The sequence below is a fragment of the Streptococcaceae bacterium ESL0729 genome (assembly GCA_029391995.1).
Classification (GTDB): Bacteria; Bacillota; Bacilli; order Lactobacillales; family Streptococcaceae; genus Floricoccus.
In genome coordinates this window covers 252,198-273,811 of the sequence record CP113924.1, presented here as the reverse complement: position 1 = coordinate 273,811, position 21,614 = coordinate 252,198, and the positions used below count along the sequence as shown (strand labels likewise).

General features: G+C 38.3%; 21 protein-coding genes. 7 read left to right on the top strand and 14 right to left on the bottom strand.

The genetic code is table 11. The features are described from left to right. The first annotated feature begins 13 nt into the window (after nt 1-13). The gene (locus OZX68_01440) at nt 14-1,195 is read left to right on the top strand and encodes an NAD(P)/FAD-dependent oxidoreductase (protein WEV60937.1); all 1,182 of its coding nucleotides are present in this window, start codon (nt 14-16) and stop codon (nt 1,193-1,195) included. A 107-nt stretch (nt 1,196-1,302) separates the two neighbouring features. Here the strand turns inward: OZX68_01440 and OZX68_01435 are convergent, their stop codons facing one another. Beyond that, nucleotides 1,303-1,710, bottom strand: coding sequence for a MarR family transcriptional regulator (locus OZX68_01435; GenBank protein ID WEV60936.1), 408 nt, complete (start codon nt 1,708-1,710; stop codon nt 1,303-1,305). A gap of 86 nt (nt 1,711-1,796) precedes the next feature. Here OZX68_01435 and OZX68_01430 point away from each other — a divergent pair, with 86 nt between their 5' ends. Beyond that, a complete protein-coding gene (locus OZX68_01430) occupies nt 1,797-2,243 on the top strand; it encodes a GNAT family N-acetyltransferase (protein WEV60935.1) in 447 nt (148 codons plus the stop codon). 84 nt (nt 2,244-2,327) lie between these two features. Here the strand turns inward: OZX68_01430 and OZX68_01425 are convergent, their stop codons facing one another. From OZX68_01425 to tsaB, 5 genes are all read right to left on the bottom strand, one after another. Then, nucleotides 2,328-3,797, bottom strand: coding sequence for a hypothetical protein (locus OZX68_01425; GenBank protein WEV60934.1), 1,470 nt, complete (start codon nt 3,795-3,797; stop codon nt 2,328-2,330). A 195-nt stretch (nt 3,798-3,992) separates the two neighbouring features. Next, a complete protein-coding gene (gene tsaD / locus OZX68_01420) occupies nt 3,993-5,003 on the bottom strand; it encodes a tRNA (adenosine(37)-N6)-threonylcarbamoyltransferase complex transferase subunit TsaD (GenBank protein ID WEV60933.1) in 1,011 nt (336 codons plus the stop codon). Continuing rightward, nucleotides 5,004-5,456 carry a ribosomal protein S18-alanine N-acetyltransferase gene (gene rimI, locus OZX68_01415; protein ID WEV60932.1) on the bottom strand — a complete coding sequence of 151 codons (453 nt, stop codon included), beginning with the start codon at nt 5,454-5,456 and terminating at the stop codon, nt 5,004-5,006. After that, entirely contained in the window at nt 5,449-6,003 is a 555-nt protein-coding gene (rimI, locus tag OZX68_01410; GenBank protein WEV61349.1) for a ribosomal protein S18-alanine N-acetyltransferase, read from the bottom strand. Before rimI (OZX68_01410) ends, rimI (OZX68_01415) begins: the two co-directional genes overlap by 8 nt. Further along, a complete protein-coding gene (tsaB, locus tag OZX68_01405; GenBank protein WEV60931.1) occupies nt 5,966-6,673 on the bottom strand; it encodes a tRNA (adenosine(37)-N6)-threonylcarbamoyltransferase complex dimerization subunit type 1 TsaB in 708 nt (235 codons plus the stop codon). Before tsaB ends, rimI (OZX68_01410) begins: the two co-directional genes overlap by 38 nt. A 170-nt stretch (nt 6,674-6,843) precedes the next feature. Here tsaB and OZX68_01400 point away from each other — a divergent pair, with 170 nt between their 5' ends. Continuing rightward, complete coding sequence (locus OZX68_01400; protein WEV60930.1) at nt 6,844-7,074, top strand: RNA polymerase epsilon subunit; 231 nt, start codon at nt 6,844-6,846, stop codon at nt 7,072-7,074. Nucleotides 7,075-7,132: 58 nt separating this feature from the next. Next, nucleotides 7,133-8,818, top strand: coding sequence for a ribonuclease J (locus OZX68_01395; GenBank protein WEV60929.1), 1,686 nt, complete (start codon nt 7,133-7,135; stop codon nt 8,816-8,818). A gap of 45 nt (nt 8,819-8,863) precedes the next feature. On the opposite strand, the gene dnaX is transcribed toward OZX68_01395, so the two are convergent. Both dnaX and OZX68_01385 read right to left on the bottom strand, forming a co-directional pair. Beyond that, the gene (dnaX, locus tag OZX68_01390) at nt 8,864-10,552 is read right to left on the bottom strand and encodes a DNA polymerase III subunit gamma/tau (GenBank protein ID WEV60928.1); all 1,689 of its coding nucleotides are present in this window, start codon (nt 10,550-10,552) and stop codon (nt 8,864-8,866) included. Next, the gene (locus OZX68_01385) at nt 10,552-11,016 is read right to left on the bottom strand and encodes a GAF domain-containing protein (GenBank protein WEV61348.1); all 465 of its coding nucleotides are present in this window, start codon (nt 11,014-11,016) and stop codon (nt 10,552-10,554) included. Before OZX68_01385 ends, dnaX begins: the two co-directional genes overlap by 1 nt. 102 nt (nt 11,017-11,118) lie before the next feature. Between OZX68_01385 and OZX68_01380 the strand changes: the two genes are divergently transcribed. Together OZX68_01380 and OZX68_01375 are read left to right on the top strand one after the other, a co-directional pair. Next, nucleotides 11,119-11,388, top strand: coding sequence for a chorismate mutase (locus OZX68_01380; protein WEV60927.1), 270 nt, complete (start codon nt 11,119-11,121; stop codon nt 11,386-11,388). Continuing rightward, on the top strand, nt 11,385-12,572 hold the full coding sequence (locus OZX68_01375; protein ID WEV60926.1) for a chloride channel protein: 1,188 nt from the start codon (nt 11,385-11,387) through the stop codon (nt 12,570-12,572). Before OZX68_01380 ends, OZX68_01375 begins: the two co-directional genes overlap by 4 nt. Nucleotides 12,573-12,599: 27 nt before the next feature. Here OZX68_01375 and glnA read toward each other — a convergent pair whose 3' ends face one another. The 4 genes from glnA to OZX68_01355 all read right to left on the bottom strand — a co-directional run bounded on the left by glnA (nt 12,600) and on the right by OZX68_01355 (nt 17,772). Beyond that, nucleotides 12,600-13,940, bottom strand: a complete 1,341-nt coding sequence (gene glnA / locus OZX68_01370) for a type I glutamate--ammonia ligase (GenBank protein ID WEV60925.1) — start codon at nt 13,938-13,940, stop codon at nt 12,600-12,602. A 15-nt stretch (nt 13,941-13,955) separates the two neighbouring features. After that, nucleotides 13,956-14,333 carry a MerR family transcriptional regulator gene (locus OZX68_01365; GenBank protein ID WEV60924.1) on the bottom strand — a complete coding sequence of 126 codons (378 nt, stop codon included), beginning with the start codon at nt 14,331-14,333 and terminating at the stop codon, nt 13,956-13,958. Nucleotides 14,334-14,444: 111 nt separating this feature from the next. Beyond that, nucleotides 14,445-14,885: a hypothetical protein gene (locus tag OZX68_01360; protein ID WEV60923.1), complete on the bottom strand. Its 441-nt coding sequence runs from the start codon at nt 14,883-14,885 to the stop codon at nt 14,445-14,447. Between the two features lie 19 nt (nt 14,886-14,904). Further along, nucleotides 14,905-17,772 carry a GBS Bsp-like repeat-containing protein gene (locus OZX68_01355; protein ID WEV60922.1) on the bottom strand — a complete coding sequence of 956 codons (2,868 nt, stop codon included), beginning with the start codon at nt 17,770-17,772 and terminating at the stop codon, nt 14,905-14,907. A gap of 132 nt (nt 17,773-17,904) precedes the next feature. Between OZX68_01355 and OZX68_01350 the strand changes: the two genes are divergently transcribed. After that, on the top strand, nt 17,905-19,170 hold the full coding sequence (locus OZX68_01350) for a hypothetical protein (GenBank protein ID WEV60921.1): 1,266 nt from the start codon (nt 17,905-17,907) through the stop codon (nt 19,168-19,170). A gap of 11 nt (nt 19,171-19,181) precedes the next feature. Here OZX68_01350 and OZX68_01345 read toward each other — a convergent pair whose 3' ends face one another. Both OZX68_01345 and OZX68_01340 read right to left on the bottom strand, forming a co-directional pair. Next, nucleotides 19,182-19,967: a glycosyltransferase family 2 protein gene (locus OZX68_01345; GenBank protein ID WEV60920.1), complete on the bottom strand. Its 786-nt coding sequence runs from the start codon at nt 19,965-19,967 to the stop codon at nt 19,182-19,184. A 276-nt stretch (nt 19,968-20,243) separates the two neighbouring features. Further along, complete coding sequence (locus OZX68_01340; GenBank protein ID WEV60919.1) at nt 20,244-21,605, bottom strand: DUF2142 domain-containing protein; 1,362 nt, start codon at nt 21,603-21,605, stop codon at nt 20,244-20,246. Nucleotides 21,606-21,614 lie beyond the last annotated feature (9 nt).

Below are 21,614 nucleotides of genomic sequence, written 5' to 3'. Positions count from 1 at the left end.
CTACAATTGACTTATGAAAAAATATGACACAATTGTAATTGGTGGTGGCCCATCTGGTATGATGGCGGCCATTGCTTCAGCCTATTATGGCCATAAAACCCTCCTCCTTGAAAAAAATAGAAGGCTGGGGAAAAAACTCTCTATGACTGGCGGAGGACGCTGTAATGTTACCAACAATGGAAGCCTCGATGAAATAATCGAAAATATTCCAGGAAATGGTCGCTTCCTTCATTCAGCCTTTTCGCAGTTTGACAACCAAGACATTATCACCTTCTTCAAGGATGCTGGCGTAAAACTTAAAATCGAAGACCACGGTCGCGTTTTTCCTGCAAGTGATAAGTCCGCAACCATTATTGAAACCCTCCTCAAAAAAATGAGCGAATACGGGGTGACAAGTTTGACCAAGACTGAGGTGACCTCCCTTAAGAAAACCGATGATCTTTTCACCGTGAAAACAAAGGATGAAATTTTCCAAGCATCTCGTGTGATTGTAGCTACAGGTGGAAAAACTTATCCTTCGACAGGCTCAACGGGCTTTGGCCACGAAATTGCTAGACGCTTTAACATTCCCCTGACTGATTTTCACCCGTCAGAAAGTCCTCTGATTATGGAAAAACCTATCAAGGACCTACAAGGAATCAGCCTGAACGATGTTGAACTTACGGTAAATAAAAAGAAAATTAAGCATGACTTACTTTTTACCCATTTTGGACTGTCAGGACCTGCGGCCCTTCGTGCTTCTACCTTCATTCAACAAGCAACCATGATAAATCTTGATCTTTTTCCAGAGATGACCAAATCAGAGCTTCTAGGTCATTTTGAATCCTTAGACCGGAATAAATCCTTGAAAAATGCCCTGAAAGCTGACTTCCAGGAAAGACTTTTAATTTATCTTTTGGAAAGAGTAAACCTTGACCCCCAAACGCCCCTCAAGCAGGTCAATAAAAAAGATTTGGAAGGCTTGGTTGAAATAAGTAAGAAGTGGAAGCTTCCAATTGAAAAGACCTTCTCCTTGGAAAAATCATTTGTGACCCAAGGTGGAGTTGATCTTAAAAATATCAACCCCAAAACCATGGAATCACGCTTGGTTCCAGGCCTTTACTTTGTTGGTGAAGTTCTAGACATCAATGCCCATACCGGTGGCTACAATATTACCAGTGCCCTTGTAACTGGTTGGGTGGCTGGAACCAACTAAATTTAAAAGAAAAAACAGGAAGATAATTTCCTGTTTTTTCTTTTCGGTGAATACTTTCAGTCATTTTAGTTGCATATGCAACTAAAATAGATTATTATATGTCCATGCTAGTTCAAATTAATCCTTTCAAGCAACTTAAGTAGATCAGACAAGTCTTCCTCAGAAAATCCTTTAAGTCTCTCATCCACATAGCTTTTTTCGAGCTGTGCTAATTCTGGATATAATTTTAAGCCCTCCTGACTGGGATAAAGCTTCTTATATTTTTTCCCATCTTCTAGTGAGCTTCTGATAAAACCAAGCTTTTCAAGCTTTGAAAGAGCCCGACTTAGGGTGGTTTTATCAACCTGCACAAGAGAAACTAAGTCCGTTTGGGTAATACCTTCATTTTCAACAATCCTTAAGAGGTATAAAAAGAGGTTGTTATTCAAACCATACTTACTGGCATCGTGGTTCATCTTGGTCATGGCCCTACGCGAAATTGAACCCATCATTCTGAATATAGCAATGTTATTCAAGGGGCTGCTCCTCCTTTAGATAAAAATTTAAAACAAAACTAACACACATTATACATAACCTAAACCAATTGGAAAAGGAGAAAACCATGTGGAAAATTAAAAAAATTAATGAACTTGACGGACTAGATTTTTATCATGTCCTAAAGCTTAGAATCGATACCTTTATCGTAGATCAAAAAAGAGTTTATCATGAATTAGATGAAAAAGACCTTGTAGCCTACCATATCTTCTACCAAGATTCTAACAGCAAGGAAATTTTGGCCTATGCTCGAATTTTTGAAGAGGAAAGTGACATCATTATGGGACGTGTCGTCACTCATAAATCTATTCAAGCTAAGGGTTGGGGTAAAAAACTATTAAGGAAAACCTTAGATTTTGCCCAAGACAGGTGGCCCAATCGACCAATAGTCATCGAATCTCAAGAGCAGGTAATAGGATTTTATGAAAAATATGGTTTCAAGATAGCAGGAGAACCTTTCATTCACGAAGGAAGTCCCCACATCAAAATGAGGTATGAACATGAAGAAAATTAATAAATTACTTAAAACAATCGCTCTAGGAATGGACTTTGACAAGCAAGTCACCTCTTATTTTTTAAGGAAAAAGAAGATTTAGCTTCACCTTGTAAGTTTCCTAATCAAAGCTGAACTCCTGTATGATATAGAATTCAGTTTGTTACGTGCCGAATCTACTTTCCTCTGTAACGAATTAATTTCGTCCTTAACACGTTCATTACTATATAAAATATTTTCATTAACTTCATTAATATTTTCATTAACTTCATTAATGTCCCTACTAATTGAACTTTGAAGCTCACTGGCAGTTTCAACCATACTCCTGATGAGTTGATTTTTATTTTCTCTCATTTCATTTAAAGTAGCTAATTTAAATTTATCATCTATAGCTAAATTTGCAGCATCCTTCCAAGTATCAGCCCTTCCTGTTTCCAATAATGAAATATATACAAGACAATCATCTATACAATTTTGACCACTTTTAGCAAACTGACTTGGCAGAGACTTAGACAGTCTAGTTTTAGACCTATCAAGGATTGTTAATTTATAATTTTCTTCTTGTAAAAGAAGAATAGATTCTAAGGCTTCCATACCACAGTTATTTAACTTTTGTACATCATCCGAAATTAATGATTGTATTTTATCTTGACCTTTAATATAGCCTTTTTTCATATTTTTATATCGGATTATGCAGTTCTCATCCATTTCTTTTTGATCCGGATTTACTGCCACGGAATAGCTTAAAGAGTTAGGGTAGTCGAAGGTTGTTCCAATATCCTCCACTTCTATTGTGTAGCTTGGTTTTCCATCTTTTATGTCATAAGATACCTCACTTATATCCTCAGGTATCATCTCCATAATTTTTTTACAGTTTCTAAGGAATAATATTGACTGACCCGAGCAAAGGCTTATAATAAATCTTACAATGGAGATTATAAGCTTGACGGGATATACTGTGAATATTGATATGTATATAGCAACTAAAGTCCATGAAAAATCATGATTTGAGCCCATCATTTCAATTATTGGATTAGGTTTAGGTTTAGGCTTAGGCTTAGGTTTACCTTGTCTAATAAGATTTCCTTCAAGTTCTAAGGCATTCTTATAGCCTAAATTAACTGCAAGAGTTTGCAAATTTAGTTTTTTTCTCTGAGCCTTGTATTCAGTCTCTTGTATTTTTAGATTTTTGTTAAAAAGTTCTTGATTTGCTTTTGATTCATTTTCAAGTAACTTAATTTTTTCATCAAGATCTTTTTCAACTATGCCCGTATCATCATATATCTTTTTTATTAATTTATTTGATTCTATAATCCGGTTACTAATAATACTTTCTAATTCCTGTGAAGTTTTTCCTATAAGATTAGGAATTTTTTCAACACCCGAATAAAAATAATCTTCTGAAAATTGCTTTTCTGAAAAAAGAAGTGAGATTACATCCTTATTATTGAGATAACAATCTTCAGCTTCAAGCACAGGCTGTTCTTGTGAAATAACTAAAGAAAAAAAGGAAAATAATTTATTTTTAGGTAGCTTTGTAACATCTAAATCATCAGTTGTAGTTAGTTCATTCATTGAAACTAAGTCCTCCATAGAAAGTTGGGCAATTATGAGCCGCACATAATATTGTAATACGTTAATTTTACTCTTTTTTATATTCACAATCAATGTGATTTTTTATCTAATCCTTAAATTTAAGTAAAAAAGCAGAAAAGTACATTTTCTTGCTTTTTTATTTAACTATTCAAATTTTATTCACCTATACATAAGCTAACCCATTGTTTCAAAGCTTAAGCTTGGTAGGGCATTAAGATCTAAGTCTGCAAAATTTTCACCCTTAAGCTCACAGGCAGACGCTGCCGCAATCATTCCAGCATTGTCCCCACATAAACGTAAGGGAGGAATAATGACCTCAACATCATGAATCTCCTCAGCCAAACATTCACGCAATCCTTGATTGGCCGCAACGCCACCTGCTACAATCAGCTGCTTAACAGGATATTTTTTTAGGGCCTTTTGCGTCTTATTCATAAGGATGTCAAGAACAGCTGCTTGAAAGCTTGCTGATAAATCCTTAATGTCCAAACTTTCACCCTTTTGTTCGGCATTGTGATGAAGATTAATAAAGGCCGACTTTAGTCCGCTAAAGCTAAATTCCAGATTGTCTTCTTTAATCATGGCACGAGGAAAATTATAAATATCAGACCCTTGATGGGCAAGCTCATCAATCTCACGCCCACTTGGGTAGGTTAGGCCCATAACGCGACCGACCTTATCATAGGCCTCACCGACTGCATCGTCCCGGGTTTCACCAATAATCTTATAGTCTCCTGGCTCCTTGACGTAGACAATCTCTGTATGACCTCCTGATACCAGAAGGGCCATCAGAGGAAATTCAAGCTTTGCCTCAAGTCTTGCGGCCCACAAGTGACCCGCCATATGATTTGTTGGAATTACAGGAAGATTGTGAACCCAAGCAAAGGCCTTGGCTGCTGCTACCCCGACTAAAAGGGCACCCACAAGACCAGGGCCATAAGTTACAGCTACAGCATCTAGTTGATCAGGCGTAATTTTAGCCTCAGTTAGGGCCTCATCAATAACAAGGGTAATTTGTTCCACATGGTGGCGGCTTGCGACCTCAGGTACCACCCCGCCAAAACGCTTGTGGCTCTTAATTTGACTGGCGATGATATTACTTAAAAGTTCATCATCATTTTTTAAGACAGCCACGCTAGTTTCATCACAACTAGTCTCAATGGCTAAAATATATGTATCTTTCATTTATGACCTCTCTAAACGCATTAAAATTGCATCTTCTGTCGGATTTTTATAGTAGTTTTTTCGCTCATGAAAGGGCTCAAAGTTAAATTTTTTATAAAGATTCTGGGCGACATAATTAGATTTTCTGACTTCCAAAAAAAAGCTGGCCTCAAAGTCCAAAAGTTTTTCTAAAAGTTTTGAAGAAAGGCCCTGCCCTTGAAAGTCCGGATGGATGGCGATATTGGTAATCTCAATCTCTCCCATAAGCTCAGTAGCCGCTAGAAAGCCTATAAGCCTATCTTCTTGGTAAGCAAGAAGATAAACTGACTCATCCTGCCCAAGATCAGACTCTATCTGCTTCAAATTCCACGGAGATATCTTATAAATTTGACATAAAATATCATGAATATTTACTGGCACATTTTTACAAGTTTCTTCCTTGTGGCTTACTATCTTTACCTGTCTCTTATCCATTATACCTACTTCTCACTTCCATCTCCATTAAAAGGGCATCCGTCGAATCTTCATAATAAGCTAGTATTTTTTCTTTGACCAAAAAGCCACGGGCCTTATAAAAAGCTTGAGCCTCTTTATTATCAGCTCTCACTTCCAGCCTAAATTTACAAATATTCATAGCCTCGACTTGCTGACTAAGCTCATCCAAGAGTTTTGAAGCAAGGCCCTGCCTCTGAAACTCCTTTTTTACGACCAGGTTGGTAATATAGACGCTTGATTCCCTAGTTTCAAGCCTAAAGCCTAAAAAAGCCACCGGTTGATAACTAATTTCAGCCAGGATGAAAAAAGCTTGAGGGTTTGCGACCAGCTCAAACTCAAAATGAGGGTAAATCCAGGGCAAATTTTCCCCGTAAATACTTCTTTCAATGGCTAAAAGTTGGTAGATATCACTTTCATTTGCAGGCCTAAAGCTTATACCCTCTCTTGATTCCTTTAGCTGAAAATAGTCTAACCTTTTTTCCTTAAGCTTAAAGCTTACTAATATATCCTGAATCTTTTTCATCATGGTTTTCAAGCCACTTCTCCTCTGCCTCAACGAGTTTCAAGTAATTGGGTAGAAAATTATGGACTTCAACCGCTTCTTTTTTAGCTCCTAAAAGGGCTACTTCATATGCTGATGGAAGATTTAATTCTGAATCGCTTATAATTCTAGCCTGAGGTAATTCTGCCTCAATATCTTCTACAAAATTATCGACCTCACCCATAAAGGTTATCTGCTTTTGACCTGAATCTTTAAGTAGCTCAAGCAGGCTTCCAAGGGAAATATGTTGATCTTTTATAAAACTTTCTCCCTTTAAGTAGGCACCAGCATAGACATTTTTTCTTCTGGCATCAATTAAAGGAACAATCAGTCCTTTTTCAAAAGATAATCTAGCTGCAATGGCTTCAAGGCTTGAAATACCGACAAGTTCGCACTTAAGGGCGTAGGCTAAAGTTTTTGCAGTCGTTACTGCTATCCTAAGACCTGTGTAAGACCCTGGACCTTCTGCCACAGCTATTCGGTCAAGGTCACTTGCCTTCATATCTAGCTGACTTAGCAAAAAATCGATGGCTGGCATAAGGGTTATGCTATGATTTTTTTTAATATTTAGGCTCAGCTGACCTAGTAATTTATCGTCCTCAACAAGGGCCACGGATAAGGCCTTAGAGGATGTATCAAAAGCTAAGATTTTCATTCCTACCTCTTACTAATTTTCATTTTTATTTTTATTCTGCTCAGGTTATCCTTTTGCAACCCCATCTATTTTATGATATTATAAAGATAATTGCAATCAGGCGACCTTTGGGTGCACAGGCAAAATAATATATCTGCGGATATAAATATGATTTTCAGGAGATTTATAACATGTTATTTAAAGTATTTTACCAAGAAACCAAAACTCGTTCACCAAAACGTGAAACTACAAAGACACTATTCGTAGAACTTGACGACGTAACTGCCCAAACTGGTATCGTTAAGACTCGTGAACTACTTGCTAAAAATACAGCCTACAATGTTGAATTCATCGATGCCTTAAGTAAGGATGCTGAAGAATACGAAAGAGAAGCTGAAAACTTCGAGCTTACACAATTTTAAGAAAGTCAAAAAGATCCTTGTTTAGGATGCTTTTTGCGTATAAAAAACAGGAGAAATAATGTCTACAAAATTAAATATAAAAAATAATGAAGTCGGGGTTTTTGCCATCGGCGGACTTGATGAAATAGGTAAGAATACCTATGGAATCCAGTACCAAGACGAAATTATTTTAATTGATGCAGGTATTAAATTCCCAGAAGATGACCTTCTAGGAGTCGACTACGTTATACCTGACTACAGCTTTATCGTTGATAATGTTGATCGCATCAAGGGACTTTTCATCACCCACGGTCACGAAGACCACATCGGTGGAATTCCCTTCCTTTTAAAACAAGCTAATATTCCAATTTATGCAGGTCCTTTAGCACTTGCCCTTATTCGCGGAAAACTGGAAGAACACGGTCTTCTTCGTGACGCTACCCTTTATGAAATCAATGAAGATAGTGTCATCAAATTCAGGAAAACAAGCGTTAGCTTCTTTAACACAACCCACTCAATTCCAGAACCTCTTGGGGTCGTTGTTCAAACACCTCCAGGTAAAATTGTTGCAACTGGTGACTTCAAATTTGACTTTACACCAGTTGGAAAACCTGCGGATTTACATCGAATGGCTCAACTTGGTGACGAGGGAGTTCTTCTCCTTCTATCAGATTCAACCAATGCAGAAATCCCAACCTTCTCCCATAGTGAAAAGGTTGTCGGACAGTCAATCTTAAAGATTTTTGAAAAAATTGAAGGACGAATTATCTTTGCAAGTTTTGCCTCAAATATCTTCCGTCTCCAACAAGCTGTTGAAGCTGCTGTGAAAACTGGACGTAAGGTAGTCGTTTTTGGACGTAGTATGGAAAAAGCCATCGTTAATGGTCTTGAACTTGGCTACATTAAGGCACCAAAAGGAACCTTCATTGAACCACATGAGTTAAACCAATATCCAGGACATGAAATCCTTGTTATGTGTACAGGTTCTCAGGGTGAGCCTATGGCTGCCCTTAGCCGAATTGCAAATGGTATGCACCGCCAGGTTACCTTACAGCCAGGAGATACTGTGGTCTTCTCAAGTAATGCCATTCCAGGAAACACTCACGGAGTTAACCAACTGATTAACTCAATTTCTGAAGCTGGAGCTAAGGTTATCTACGGTAAGATGAACAATATCCATACATCAGGACACGGGGGCCAACAGGAGCAAAAATTAATGCTTCGCCTCTTAAAACCAAAATTCTTCATGCCTGTCCACGGTGAATACCGCATGCTTAAGATTCATGCTAGCCTGGCTCATGACACCGGTGTTCCAAAGGAAAATTCCTTTATTATGGAAAATGGTGACGTCCTAGCTCTAACTAAGGATTCAGCAAGACTTGCTGGCCACTTCAACGCTCAAGATGTTTACGTTGATGGATCTGGTATCGGAGACATTGGTAATGCTGTCTTACGTGACCGTCACGAACTTTCTGATAACGGAGTGGTTTTAGCTGTTGCTACTGTTGATTTTAAATCAAAATTAATCCTTGCAGGCCCTGACCTATTAAGCCGCGGTTTCATCTACATGAGGGGTTCAGGAGATTTAATCCGCAGCAGCCAACGCGTCCTCTTTAATGCCATCAGAAAGGCTCTTAATGCTGAAAATGCTAATGAGTCAACTGTTTCAAAGGCTATGACCGATGCCCTTCGTCCCTTCCTTTATAGGGAAACTGAAAGAAATCCAATTATAATCCCCATGGTTTTAACACCAGATGGAAAATAAAAAAAGCTAGGATAATTAATCCTAGTTTTTTTATTTTTACTAATTTTAATCTTTAATTTCAACAACCTTTTCACCCAGCAGGTTTTTCAAGTCCTTGAGACCAGCTTCTATCAGCTGATTATTGGGATTCTCTTCAGTCTCCACCTCAGGCTGAATCTGATCTGGTAGCTGCTGTTCCTGGGCATCTTGCGTCTGATTTTTCTTAAGTTGTGCCACATAGTCACTTCTCAGATTAAGCCAGTCCCCCTCTGACAGGGCAATTATTTCAGGGGCAACCCCTATAATATTACTTAAGTGGTTACCAAATTGAGCCTGTAAAAGCTGATTTTCCATAATCTTTTTGGCTAAATTTTCATGAGGAAAGGTAATTAAGACATAATTTTTGCTAGCCGCAACTGGTTTAGTATTACTCAAAAGAGCCTGCTCACTTGGTTTATTAAAGTGGGCAATCAATTCATCCCAGGCATTAATTGTAGCCTGCCTATCTTCCATGGTTGCTTCTTTTAAGACACTAAAGACCTTCTCCCGATCATAATACTCAGCAAAGGTGGTATCCTCATCCTGCTCCCGTGAAAGAAGAGCTGGTTTTGAAGGAGCTCCTTGCTGGGAAAGTTTACCCTCAATATCCTTTAACCTAAGTTTTAAGGCAAGAATCTCATCTTCAAGCTTCTTAACATGACCTTCCCCAGCATTATCATCTCCTGACCCAAGACCCTTGCTGCTAGTAATCTTTATGGTCATCACATCAGCAATTATTTTGGTCTGAAGGGAACTTTTGAGGGTCTTCATGCTATCACTTGCGATATCAATCCACGAAAAAATAAGATTTTTATCAAAATCAAGATCGGGCTTTAAAAGAAGGTCTCTTAGGGCAAAAAGCAAATCCTCGGTAAATCTAAGCATGTTTTTACCCTGGTTAAATAAGGTATCAAGTTCTGATAGTGCCTTGTTGGTATCAAAGGCTAAAAGGGCCTCAAGATATGAATTCATGGCTTCATTACTTATGCTACCAGTAATTAAGAGGGAATCCTCAAGACTTACAAGACCATCAGATAGGCTTAAAACTTGGTCAAGAATCGAGAGGGCATCTCTCATTCCACCGTTTGCTGCCCTTGAAATTACCTCCATGGCCGAATCATCAAAGGATACACCTTCTAAATCAAGGATATGCTCCAGGTGATTTTTAATGGCCTGACTACTTATGGTCTTAAATTCAAAACGTTGCACCCTTGATAAAATAGTTGCTGGTATTTTTTGAATCTCCGTAGTTGCCAGGATGAAAACGACATTTTCAGAAGGTTCCTCCAAAGTCTTCAAAAGGGCATTAAAGGCACCTGTTGAAAGCATATGAACCTCGTCGATGATATAGATTTTGTAGGCAGCAAGGCTTGGGGCATAGGTCGATTTATCGCGAATCTCCCTGATTTCATCAACCCCATTATTGCTGGCGGCATCAAGTTCAATCACATCATCCAAATTCCCCTTTGAGATGGACTGGCAAATAAAGCATTCATTACATGGCTCACCGTCTACCTGATGAGGGCAGTTGATGGCCTTGGCAAAGATTTTTGCAGCACTTGTCTTCCCTGTACCACGTGGCCCCGAAAAAAGATAGGCATGGCTAATTTGCTTGTTCATGACTGCATTTTTCAAGGTAGTTGCTACAAGTTCTTGCCCAACCATCTGGTCAAATCTTTGAGAACGATACTTCCGATATAAGGCTTGATAGGTCATTATTTTACCACCCCAATTTGTGCCGTCTTCCAGTCAGCCTTCTCCACTAAGATTTTTACGAAAGCTTCCAAATAATCCTGATCAACCTGGTCATAATCGCAAGTCTTAGGCGAATCTAGGTCCAGAACTCCCAGCAACTGACTATCTTTAATAATGGGAACCACAATCTCTGATTGGGCTTTTGAATCACAGGCAATATAATTTTTATGACTCCTAACATCATCAACAATAATGGTCTTTAATTTTTCAGCACTCTCACCGCAGACACCGCGTCCAAGCTCAATATTAGTACAGGAAACCCCTCCTTGAAAGGGACCTAAAATCAACTTCTCGCCGTCATAAAGGTAAAACCCTACAAAAACACTTGCCTGTAAAGTTTCCTTCAAAAGGGCTGAAGCATTAGAAAGAACAGAAAGTACATTCAAATTATCCATAGAAAGGAGGCCTTCAAACTGGGCCAACATCAGCTTGTAATCACTTATTTTTTTATTCACTTTCTTTAATCCTCCTCTTAAATCTGCTATAATACGTAAGTCATATTATAACAAAAAAGGATAGGTTTTTACATGAACTTAGATGAAATTCGTAAGCAGATAGATGGAGTTGACCTTAAAATTGTTCAACTACTAGAAGAGAGAATGAAACTTGTGGAAAAAGTTGTCAACTACAAAATTGAACATAACATGCAGGTTTTAGACTCTAGCAGGGAAAATTTAGTCCTCGAAAAAGTAGCATCTAGGGTAGATGATGAAAAATACTCAGCAACAATTGTTGAATCTTTCAAAGATATCATGAAAAATTCAAGAGATTTCCAGAATAAACACTTAAACAAATGAAAAAATACTACCTGGAAATCTTTAAATTAACAATTTTTGCCCTGGTAGTTGGTCTCTTAGTGGGAGTTATTGATGCTTTTTTTGGCCGAGTTTTAATTGAAATAAGCCAGTTTAGGGAGGAGCATTTTATGTATCTCATTCCCTTTTTGGCTCCGGTAGGGATTTTAATTGCCTATCTTTTTCAACAATATTCTCCCAAAACCTTGGCTGGGATGAGTCTTATTTTTGATGTTTCGTCAGAAAAAGAGGAAGTTATTCCCAAAAGATTGATCCCCTTTGCCATATTATCAACCTGGCTTACCCACTTATTTGGTGGAAGTGCCGGTAGGGAGGGAGTTGCCGTACAACTTGGAGCCACAGGCTCTTACAACTTGGGGCGAGCCTTGAAGATAGATGTATCCAATAGGTCTTTGATAATGATTGGAATGGCGGCAGGTTTTTCAGGCCTCTATCAAACACCCCTGGCTGCTTCAATCTTTGCCCTTGAAGTTTTAGTTGCTGGGAAAATTTACTATAAATTACTCCTCCCTGCCCTGATTGCCTCTTACGCAGCAAGCTATACCAGTAATTTTTTAGGACTGGAAAAATTTACCTTTAAACTTAATAGCCTCCCAGACTTGGACCTTTATATGATTGTAAAAATCCTACTTGTGGGATTAATCTTTGGGTTAACAGGATTTGGTTTTTCACAAGTTCTTAAATTTTCAAAAGATAAGCTAGGAAAGATTTTCCCAAACCCCCTAATTAAGATTGGTCTAGGTGGTCTCATCCTTTCAATCCTGCTATTTACCCTGTGGGACGGACGTTACGCTGGCCTTGGAACCAATCTAATTAATGAGTCTCTTGGTGGAGGGGAAATATACTCCTTCGACTTTCTTCTTAAATTTATCTTGACCACCCTTACCTTAGCTGTAGGTTTTCAAGGTGGTGAGGTAACACCACTTTTTGCTATTGGAGCAAGCCTTGGAGTCAGCCTTTCTACTCTCTTTGGAATGGATGCAAGCCTCTTAGCAGCACTAGGTTACTCAGCTGTCTTCTCTAGTGCTACCAATACCCTCTTGGCACCCATCCTAATCGGTGGCGAGGTCTTTGGTTTCCAAAACCTTCCCTACTTTATTATCGTGGTTCTTGCAAGTTATACCTTTAACTTCAATCGTTCAATTTACGGCAAACAAAAAATCTAGGACAGATGTCCTAGATTTTTTTCTTACTTAGAATAACTCTAAGTAGTTATCAAGTTCCCATTGGGAAACATATTGAGCATAGCTTGCCCATTCAATTCGTTTAGCTTCAACGAAGTTGGTGTAAATGTGGTTACCCATGGCAGATTTAACGACATCATCTTCCCTAAGTGCCTTAACTGCATTATGAAGGGTTGACGGGAGGTCGGTAATTCCTGCTTCCTTACGCTCTTCTTCAGTCATTACATAAATGTTAGATTCAACTGGAGCTGGTGGTGTAAGCTTATTGGCAATTCCATCAAGTCCTGATTCAAGTAAAACAGCAAGGGCTAGGTACGGGTTAGCCGTTGGGTCAACTGAACGAAGCTCAAGACGAGTTGACTTACCACGTGATGCAGGTACGCGGATTAGAGGTGAACGGTTACGTCCAGCCCATGCCACGTATACTGGTGCCTCATAACCTGGAACCAAACGTTTGTAGCTATTTACGGTAGGGTTTGTGATGGCTGTAAAATTGTAGGCATGTTTTAAGAGACCAGCTAAGAACTCATAAGCTGTTGTAGAAAGCTCAAGTTCACCTTTTGGATCATAGAAAACGTTGTTGCCTTCTTTATCAAATAAAGACATGTTACAGTGCATTCCAGAACCATTGATTCCAAACTTAGGTTTAGCCATAAATGTTGCATGTAAACCATGTTCACGGGCAATGGTCTTAACAACTAGTTTGAAGATTTGAATGTTGTCACAAGCTTCAAGTACATTCGCATATTTAAAGTCGATTTCATGTTGACCAACTGCAACCTCATGGTGACTCGCCTCAACTTCAAAACCAAGTTGAGTTAAAACATTAACGATTTCACGACGAGTGTTGTCTGCAAGGTCAGTAGGGGCCAGGTCAAAGTAGCCACCCTTGTCATTTACCTCAAGGGTAGGATTGCCAAGCTCATCAAGTTTGAAAAGGAAAAATTCAGGCTCTGGTCCAAGGTTGAATGAAGAAAATCCAAGCTCATCCATCTTACCTAAAGAACGTTTAAGATTACCACGTGGGTCTCCTGCAAAAGGTGTTCCATCAGGATTGTAAACATCACAGATAAGACCTGCCACCTTACCATTTTCAGCACCCCAAGGGAAAACAATCCATGTGTCCAAATCTGGGTAGAGGTACATGTCAGATTCATTAATTCTTACAAAACCTTCAATTGAAGATCCGTCAAACATCATCTTGTTGTCTAAAACCTTATCCAGTTGCTCTTCAGTAGCTGGAACTTCCACATTTTTTAGAGTTCCCATGATATCAGTAAACATTAAACGTAAAAATGTAACATTTTTTTCCTTAATATCACGACGGATATCTTCAGCTGTAACCTTCATTCTTTCTCCTTTTCCTTACATGGACTTGTGTCCAAAGCTTGTTCCTTCTTTACCCATAAATCTACTTTGGCGGACTAATTCAGCTTCTAATAACCTACGAACTTCCTTGTCACTTACAGATTTTGAAAGCTTATTGGCCCTTTCCTTCTTACTCTCATCATAAGTCTTCTTAATCTGAGCGATACTTTGGCCATCAGCTATATAATCTTTAATTTCAAGTAAGATATCTATGTCATTGAGCGAGTACATCCGCCTATTTCCATCATTTCGGTCGGGGAAAATTAGCTCATTATCCTCGTAGTACCTAATCTGGCGGGCAGACAAATCAGTTAGTTTCATAACGGTTCCTATTGGAAATACCGCCATTGATCGACGCAATTCTCTTTCTTTCACTTCGATCTCCTTTACAAGACATATTCTAACGATAATTTCTTGAAAAGTCAACCAATATGTTAGATTTTGTAACATGAAAAAAGAAAGTGATTTCTCACTTCCTTTTTTTCTTTAAAGACCTTGATCTTTCAGATAGCTAATAAAATCTTCACCCTTGTCATGAGCCTCATTGATATACTTGGCAACATCGACATTACCAAAATTACTATCATCAATTCCAGCTTCACGCATTTTCAGGCGTGCTTCTTCAAGGGACATAATTTCCTCAGCTGATTCTTTGATTTGACTTGCTTCTAAAGCCTCATCTGCAAAATGAGATTCTGCTGCTTCTGAAGCTTCAATTGTAGTCAAACTTTCTTCCTGGCTACTTGTCGAGCTTGATTCACTTGCAAGGCTAGAACTAGCTGAAGATTCAGTAGATGTCACCACTTGCTTGGAAGATGATTCCTTAGGATTTGAAGTCTTTTTACTTCCATCAATCTTTAAGAATAAAAAGACTGCTAGCAGGGAAAGCAAGGCTAAAATAAAGATTAAACTTGTTTTTTTCTTCATCAAATGAAATCCTCCTGACTTAATCTAAAAGATCAAGCTTATAACTCTTAATTCGATTTATAAGGTTATTTGCATAATTGGGATCAGTTGCATAGCCACCTTCTTGGAGGGCACGAGCCGCATCTTCAAAAGTAGGTGCATTAGATTTTAAGACATTTTTATATCGATCAGGAGAACCCACTATTTTTTTAGCATAATCTTCTAGGCTTCCAGAAAGATTTGAATACTTCCTAAATTTAGCCTTAACGGTAACTGGTTTTCCGTCAACATACTCTGTCGTATCTCGCTCATAAACTTCACCAATCCAAGAGCTGTCTGCCTTGATACCAAATAAATTATTGGCATTTTTGGCAAGTTCACTTTGCCCCCATGATGATTCTGCAATGGCTTGGCTCATCATGATAGAAGCATAAAGGTTTTTCTCCTTAGCAATCTTAGCTGCTTGTGGATAAATTTGATCAAACCATGATTTTTGGCTGGCACTAAGATTTGGTAAAGTAAATGCTGGTGCTTCAGATGAAGTACTTGAACCACTAGTAGATGCATCTGAGCTACTTCCACTTGTCGACGGAGATGTTGAGCTGCTTGTATCTTCATTTGAAGGAGTTGAGCTACCTACATTACCCGTACTTGAACCATTGTTTGGCTTATCAGTTGGTTGGCTGACAACTGGTGTCGGCTGTAGGAAGGCGTTAGCTGTCGAGCCAGGAGCCTGTCCTCCTTTTTTAACCAAGACAACATTAAGTCCTTCAAGTCTCTTGGACATGGCTGAACTTCCAGCAGGTTCACCATTTTTAGCCCAACCAAGCCAGCCACCATCTTGAATATGAACCCTATAGTAAACATCATAGTCATTAGCTATTGAGCCGGTTAGATTAATCTTAATGGCTTCAAGTCTTAAGAGTCGAGCTGTGGTTCCTGAAAGGGCATCATTAGCTACAGGATTTTGCCAACCAATATCTTGGATATGAGTTGAATAGCTAATCCCTCCATCTTTAGAAAGATTTGAAAGGTTTAACTTTACAGCTTCAAGTCTTAAAGAGCGAGCTGTGGTTCCTGAAAGACTACCATTTGAGACGTAGCCTTGCCAACCAATATCTTGAATGTGGCTTGAATAATTAACATTTGGGATGGGTTCAACTAGGGCAGGTTGACCTGTATCAAATTTATCACCTTTTTTAACCAATTTTACTTGGATGGCTTCCATTCGTTCACTAAGTCCTGTGCTTCCAGCTGCTTCACCATTTTTAGCCCAACCAAGCCAGCCATAATCCTTGATGTGAACTCGGTAGTAAACATCATAAGTAGATGCTACATTTCCCGTTAATTTAATCTTAATGGCTTCCATTTGAAGACTGCGGCCAACAGTTCCACTAATTTGATTATCTGACGACCAACTAGTCCAACCAACGTCTGCCACATGACTGGAATAGGTAATACCTCCATTACCAGCAAGAATCAGCTTAATAGCTTCCATTTGAAGGCTACGACCTGAGGTTCCTGATAAACTTCCATTAGAGACATATCCTTGCCAGCCTATGTCTCTAACATGACTTGAATAATTAACAGAAGGTGTTGCATAGGAAACATTTAAGTTGCTACTTACTGCAACAGCAGTTGTTTGACGGTTGGCATAGGCATAAGCGTGGATTGAATAGGTTCCACTTTCATAATTATGGTTGGCCGGATTAAAGTCAGCCACATACTCACCACTTCCTACCTTACGGGCATCATACCAGTAAAGGTCATCCTGGCCATTAGCATTAGACCATATTGGAACCTTAACTGTCAGGTCATCAATATTATTGGTCTTGACCCGAACAGAAAACTTACCATCCAAAGGATTTCCTTCGATTGATGCACTGGTAATTTTGGGCGTTGCACCAAAGGATACATTAATAGTATTATTTACAAGGCTTGCATCAACCTTACCAGCTGCATAGGCATAAGCATGAGCTGTATAATCCCCGACATAGTAATCATGGCGGCTACCGTCAAAATCAGCCACAAACTCACCACTTCCTACCTTGCGAGCAGGATACCAGTAAAGATCTTTTTGACCATTGGCATTAGACCATATTGGAACCTTAACCTCCAATCCTGGAACATCATTGGTCTTCACACGGACTGAAAACTTACCAGTTGAAGGATTTCCTTCAATCGAAGTTCCCATAATTTTTGGTGGGTAGGCCCTTTGCTGATAATAGTAATCAACAAGCTCCCTAAATTGGCTCATGTCATAGGACTCGCCAAAATATGTCCGCCCCCTATTTTCCCAGTACCAGTCAGGGTCAACGTGGTCAGTACCACCCCACTTGTAAGAAATATTACGGTGGCTGGCCAGATTTCCATCTAGGGCCTTACTTGATTCACTCACAAGTTTTGGAGCACCCAGATTGTACTTGATTAGCTGGTCTGCCGTCCAACTGGCAACATTTGCAACCTGCTTGGCAAAGTCCACCTTAGAATGCTCACGGGTCTGCTCTATCTGTACCCCGTAGCGATTCCCAAAGGGACCTGCTCCCCATGCCTTCTTGCTGGTATCAGCAATCGTTTTAAGGGAGTTTGCATCCGCAAAAGAATGGACAAAGGCATTTTCTTGATTCCTCACCATAAATGCTATTTCACTATCAATGGTTGAGTATTCATTGGCTACCTCATGGATGATAACAAGGGTTGGTTTCCCATCCGCAAAATCCATATTGAGGCCACCATTAATATTAGGATCTTGCATATTTATCTGAATATTTACAGATTCTGATGCAGGCCTAATATTATTAGCTCTTATGTAGTCATTTACAGCACTTGCATGACTTATACTTATTCCCATAAAAAGAAAAAGTAGCTGTAAGCTAACTAAATACGATATTTGTAAAACTTTCTTCATTTAGATATTTGTACCTCCATTGATTTAGTATAACATGGGGGATTTTTTTTGGCTATCTAAATTTAAATTTGTCAATGATTAGCTAAGAAATTAAGAAATATAGTATAATTGGTAGATAATTAAGGAGAGAATATGACTAACAAATATTTACAAATACTTGCAAGAGAAACCAGTCTTAAAAAAAATACCCTCTGGTTTGGACTTGGAAATACAATCTATGCCTTTTCATCAATTTTTCTTATGCTCTTTGTTACTAGAACTCTTAATGATGATATGGCAGGAATTTTCTCTATTGGCTGGGCCATGTGCCAGCAGATGCTTTCTATCGGTAATTTTGCTTCCAGAAACTACCAGAGTGTCGATGTTATAGGGGAGTTTAAGGCTAAAACATATTTTAATTCTAAATTTATAACGATTTCATTAATGTTTATTGGTATTTTTATTTACGGCTTTTTACTATCTTTAAGCTCTCTGAAACTAACAATTGCTGTCCTACTGACCCTTTTTGTTTCAGCTGAGGTCTGGGCAGATGTCTTTGCTGGTTTTTTCCAGCAACATGAGCGACTAGATATATCAGGGAAATCTTATTTCTTCCGAGTACTAGCCTATATCTGCGGATTTGCCCTTAGCCTACTGATTACTAAAAATTTGGAGCTTGCAATCCTTGTAGCCACAATTATATCTTATTCTTGGATTTTTCTAGTAGACTATCAGTTCGTTAAACTAATAGGCTATGACAGAAAATTTAAACCAACAATGAAAGATTTTCTAGCATTGTTCAAACAGACCCTACCTGTTTTTATCAGTGCCTTTACGATAATTTATATGACCAATACCCCTAAAAACTCCATTGAACTTTATCTTACAGATGACCTTCAAGCGGCCTATAATATTATCTCCATGCCTTCAGCCATTATTATGGTCTTGACCTCTGTTATCCTAACACCAATCTATACAACTATTTCAAGAAAATGGACGGAAAAAAATTTAGCTGAATTCCTTAAAATAATTTTTAAAATTTCGACTATTATTGTAAGCTTAACCACTCTGATACTGCTTGCAGGATACTTCCTTGGAATACCTGTTTTATCAATTGTCTACGGGATAGACCTTGCCCCTTATAAATCAGCCTTCATGATCTTGCTTGTTGCTGGGGGGCTTAACACCTTTGTCTACTTTACTACCTTCCTTTTGACGGTTTTCAGAAAACAGTATGCATTAATTTACGTCTACCTAATTGTTGTTATCCTTGCAACTATTTATACAAATTATCTAGTTAAAAACTTTCAACTTTTAGGAGCAGGCCTTAGCTACTTTACCTCAATTTTTCTTTTGGTTCTAATGATTAGTAGCCTCTGCTTTATTTTTTACAAGAAACAAACAAAAAAACTAGGATAATCCTAGTTTTTTTAATTATTTGTTTTTTGGTTTTTAACGTAAGCCTTCATAAGAAGTTTGCTAATAAATTCTGGCCAGTAGCGTCTGTAAATTAGATACTCTTCCTGCTCCCTTGATTTATCAACTGTATTAGCCGAAGTTTCAGAATCCTCATGAATCCTATGGTACATGGCTTGAACTGGTAGATATTTAATGTTACCAGGAAGTTTCATGATCCTTTCCCAGGCATCCCAGTCAAGGGTCATCTTAAGCTTTTCGTCGAATTTAAAGTCAGCTAGGGCTTCAAGATTATAGGATACAGCGGGACAGCTAATAAAATTACCAAAGGCATAAATCCTTCTTTGATAGGTTTTATTGTTAAAAAGAGACATGGTTTTTAGACCCAGAGTCTTAATTTTAAGATTGATATTACGCACTCGTACTTGGCCAGCTGCATCAATCTCTCCATAGTCGGTAAAAACTATCTTTAAGTTTTGATTTTTATTAAAGGCATCAAGAACACGCACACCATAGTCTGGTAAGTAAATGTCATCCTGATGGGCAATGGTAGCATATTTGGTATCCACAAAGCCTAAGGCCTCGTTCCAGTTAGCTCCTATTCCCTTTTTAACCCCTGCAAAAACTTCGATGTTATATTTTCTACCTAAATCATCTGTATAAGCACCAGGAGTTGAGGTATAAAGGATAATCTTTGAGTCCCCTCTTGCTACAGACTCCTGGTCCATTAAACTTTCGATACAGGCCTCCAAATAAGGAGATTCCTTATAGGCACAAATTACAAATGTGTGATTGGTCATTTTGTTTTACTTTCTAAAAATGCTAAAGATATTCATCATAAAATCCACTCCTTGCTAGGCCTACCAACTAAATTGGTGAATTATCCTTATATAGGTAGTAAGATTTATGATTGCAATTATTACGAGAAGAGACAGAAGAAATTTGCTTCTAAAGTTTACCGATAGATGCCTCTATCAATACATGCCGCTTATTTACGCTAGTGCTTGCAAAGGAAAATTTTTCCTTAATTTTTTCAAATCATATCTCCCAAGTACTCCCTCGACACCTTTAGGCCGCTAAAAGAAATGAAGGAGAAAATCTGCTCCCTTATTTGGCATCCATTCCACCTGGATGGTCAAGATGAGGAAGGTAAACAAATTAATTGTTGATGTATAAAGGAGAAGTTGATCAAGGAATTTATCTTGAATTTTAACCTTTATATATTTAGACATATAGACGGCAAACGGTACAAAGAAGACTAAAAATGGAGTAAAATAACGGCCCTGAGCCCCTTGTGAAAAGAGGGCATCTGGTGAGACAACACTGGTCCATTCAAAGTACATCCCAGTCACGATTATAAGCATCTGTAGGGGATAAACCATCCCTGAAGCTAGGCCAAATCTTTTTTCAACTAGACCGTCTTCTGCCCTTTCTGCAAATAAAAGTAAGGCCAAAAGCATAAAATCAAATGTAATCATCCAACCTGGCAACTGATAAGTAAAATCAGAGAAAAAGCCTATGACTCCATTATCCATGATCCCATTTAAGGTTGAATTTATATCTGCCCGGAAAAATGAATTATACATTACCTGTACAAAATGCATGAAACCACCCTTAGCTCGGAGGAAAACGTAGGCTCCAACAAGGGCTAAAAATCCAGCTGAAATAAAGGTCACAAATTTTCTATTTTCGATAAAATTAAATATTTTATCAATCAAACCGCCAATTTTTTTGCTTCTAAGAAGCTGGGTTGGAAGAAAGGCTAGTAGTCCCAGCAAGAGAATATTGTTTCTCTTAGTGACATAAAGAAGAAGGATTGAACAAATCAGCCAAATAATTTCTTTTTTGGTCACAGTCTTTCTTTGGACAGAAAGTCTGGTTAAGAGAGTGAAAAAATTAAAGATAGCAAGGATTGTAAAAACATCATAACTTAATGAACTTGCCTGTTGAACCATTATTGGTAAAAGGGCTACAAAGAACATAACTCTCTTGCCATAAACTGCATATTTAAGGCAAAAACAAATCCCTAAGGCATAGGTTAGGAGGTTAAATAGTCTCCCAAAAAAGAACATCATCCCATAGCTTGGAAAAAAGGCTTTAGCCAAAGCGACACCAATAATCTGGGGAAGGTAAACTATATCCTTCAGATGAAAATTAAAATCATATTCTAACTGACTGGCTGGAAGTTTTTCCCTAAAATATTCATCGTAATAAGTATGATTTGCTATTTGTTCCCTAATTTCAGCAGTCCCTGGCCACTGGCCTCCATCAGGTCTTGATTGACCATTTCCTACCCAAGTCCAATCTTTATCAATTACTCTATTTATAATATAAAAATGATGGCCTTCATCTGGTGGTGTACCAGCCGGCATAATCAAAACACTCAAGAACCCAAAAATGAGTATGAGTATTAAATAATCTTTTCTTACATTTTTCAAAAATCTATT

Excerpts from the sequence above, each read along its gene's own strand:
- tsaD (WEV60933.1), bottom strand. The coding sequence starts at position 5,003 with ATGAAAGATACATATATTTTAGCCATTGAGACTAGTTGTGATGAAACT.
- OZX68_01440 (WEV60937.1), top strand. The coding sequence starts at position 14 with ATGAAAAAATATGACACAATTGTAATTGGTGGTGGCCCATCTGGTATG.
- OZX68_01350 (WEV60921.1), top strand. The coding sequence starts at position 17,905 with ATGACTAACAAATATTTACAAATACTTGCAAGAGAAACCAGTCTTAAA.
- OZX68_01355 (WEV60922.1), bottom strand. The coding sequence starts at position 17,772 with ATGAAGAAAGTTTTACAAATATCGTATTTAGTTAGCTTACAGCTACTT.
- OZX68_01345 (WEV60920.1), bottom strand. The coding sequence starts at position 19,967 with ATGACCAATCACACATTTGTAATTTGTGCCTATAAGGAATCTCCTTAT.
- OZX68_01400 (WEV60930.1), top strand. The coding sequence starts at position 6,844 with ATGTTATTTAAAGTATTTTACCAAGAAACCAAAACTCGTTCACCAAAA.
- OZX68_01385 (WEV61348.1), bottom strand. The coding sequence starts at position 11,016 with ATGTTGGCCCAGTTTGAAGGCCTCCTTTCTATGGATAATTTGAATGTA.
- OZX68_01380 (WEV60927.1), top strand. The coding sequence starts at position 11,119 with ATGAACTTAGATGAAATTCGTAAGCAGATAGATGGAGTTGACCTTAAA.
- tsaB (WEV60931.1), bottom strand. The coding sequence starts at position 6,673 with ATGAAAATCTTAGCTTTTGATACATCCTCTAAGGCCTTATCCGTGGCC.
- OZX68_01430 (WEV60935.1), top strand. The coding sequence starts at position 1,797 with ATGTGGAAAATTAAAAAAATTAATGAACTTGACGGACTAGATTTTTAT.
- OZX68_01425 (WEV60934.1), bottom strand. The coding sequence starts at position 3,797 with ATGAATGAACTAACTACAACTGATGATTTAGATGTTACAAAGCTACCT.
- OZX68_01375 (WEV60926.1), top strand. The coding sequence starts at position 11,385 with ATGAAAAAATACTACCTGGAAATCTTTAAATTAACAATTTTTGCCCTG.
- glnA (WEV60925.1), bottom strand. The coding sequence starts at position 13,940 with ATGAAGGTTACAGCTGAAGATATCCGTCGTGATATTAAGGAAAAAAAT.
- rimI (WEV61349.1), bottom strand. The coding sequence starts at position 6,003 with ATGATGAAAAAGATTCAGGATATATTAGTAAGCTTTAAGCTTAAGGAA.
- dnaX (WEV60928.1), bottom strand. The coding sequence starts at position 10,552 with ATGACCTATCAAGCCTTATATCGGAAGTATCGTTCTCAAAGATTTGAC.
- rimI (WEV60932.1), bottom strand. The coding sequence starts at position 5,456 with ATGGATAAGAGACAGGTAAAGATAGTAAGCCACAAGGAAGAAACTTGT.
- OZX68_01360 (WEV60923.1), bottom strand. The coding sequence starts at position 14,885 with ATGAAGAAAAAAACAAGTTTAATCTTTATTTTAGCCTTGCTTTCCCTG.
- OZX68_01395 (WEV60929.1), top strand. The coding sequence starts at position 7,133 with ATGTCTACAAAATTAAATATAAAAAATAATGAAGTCGGGGTTTTTGCC.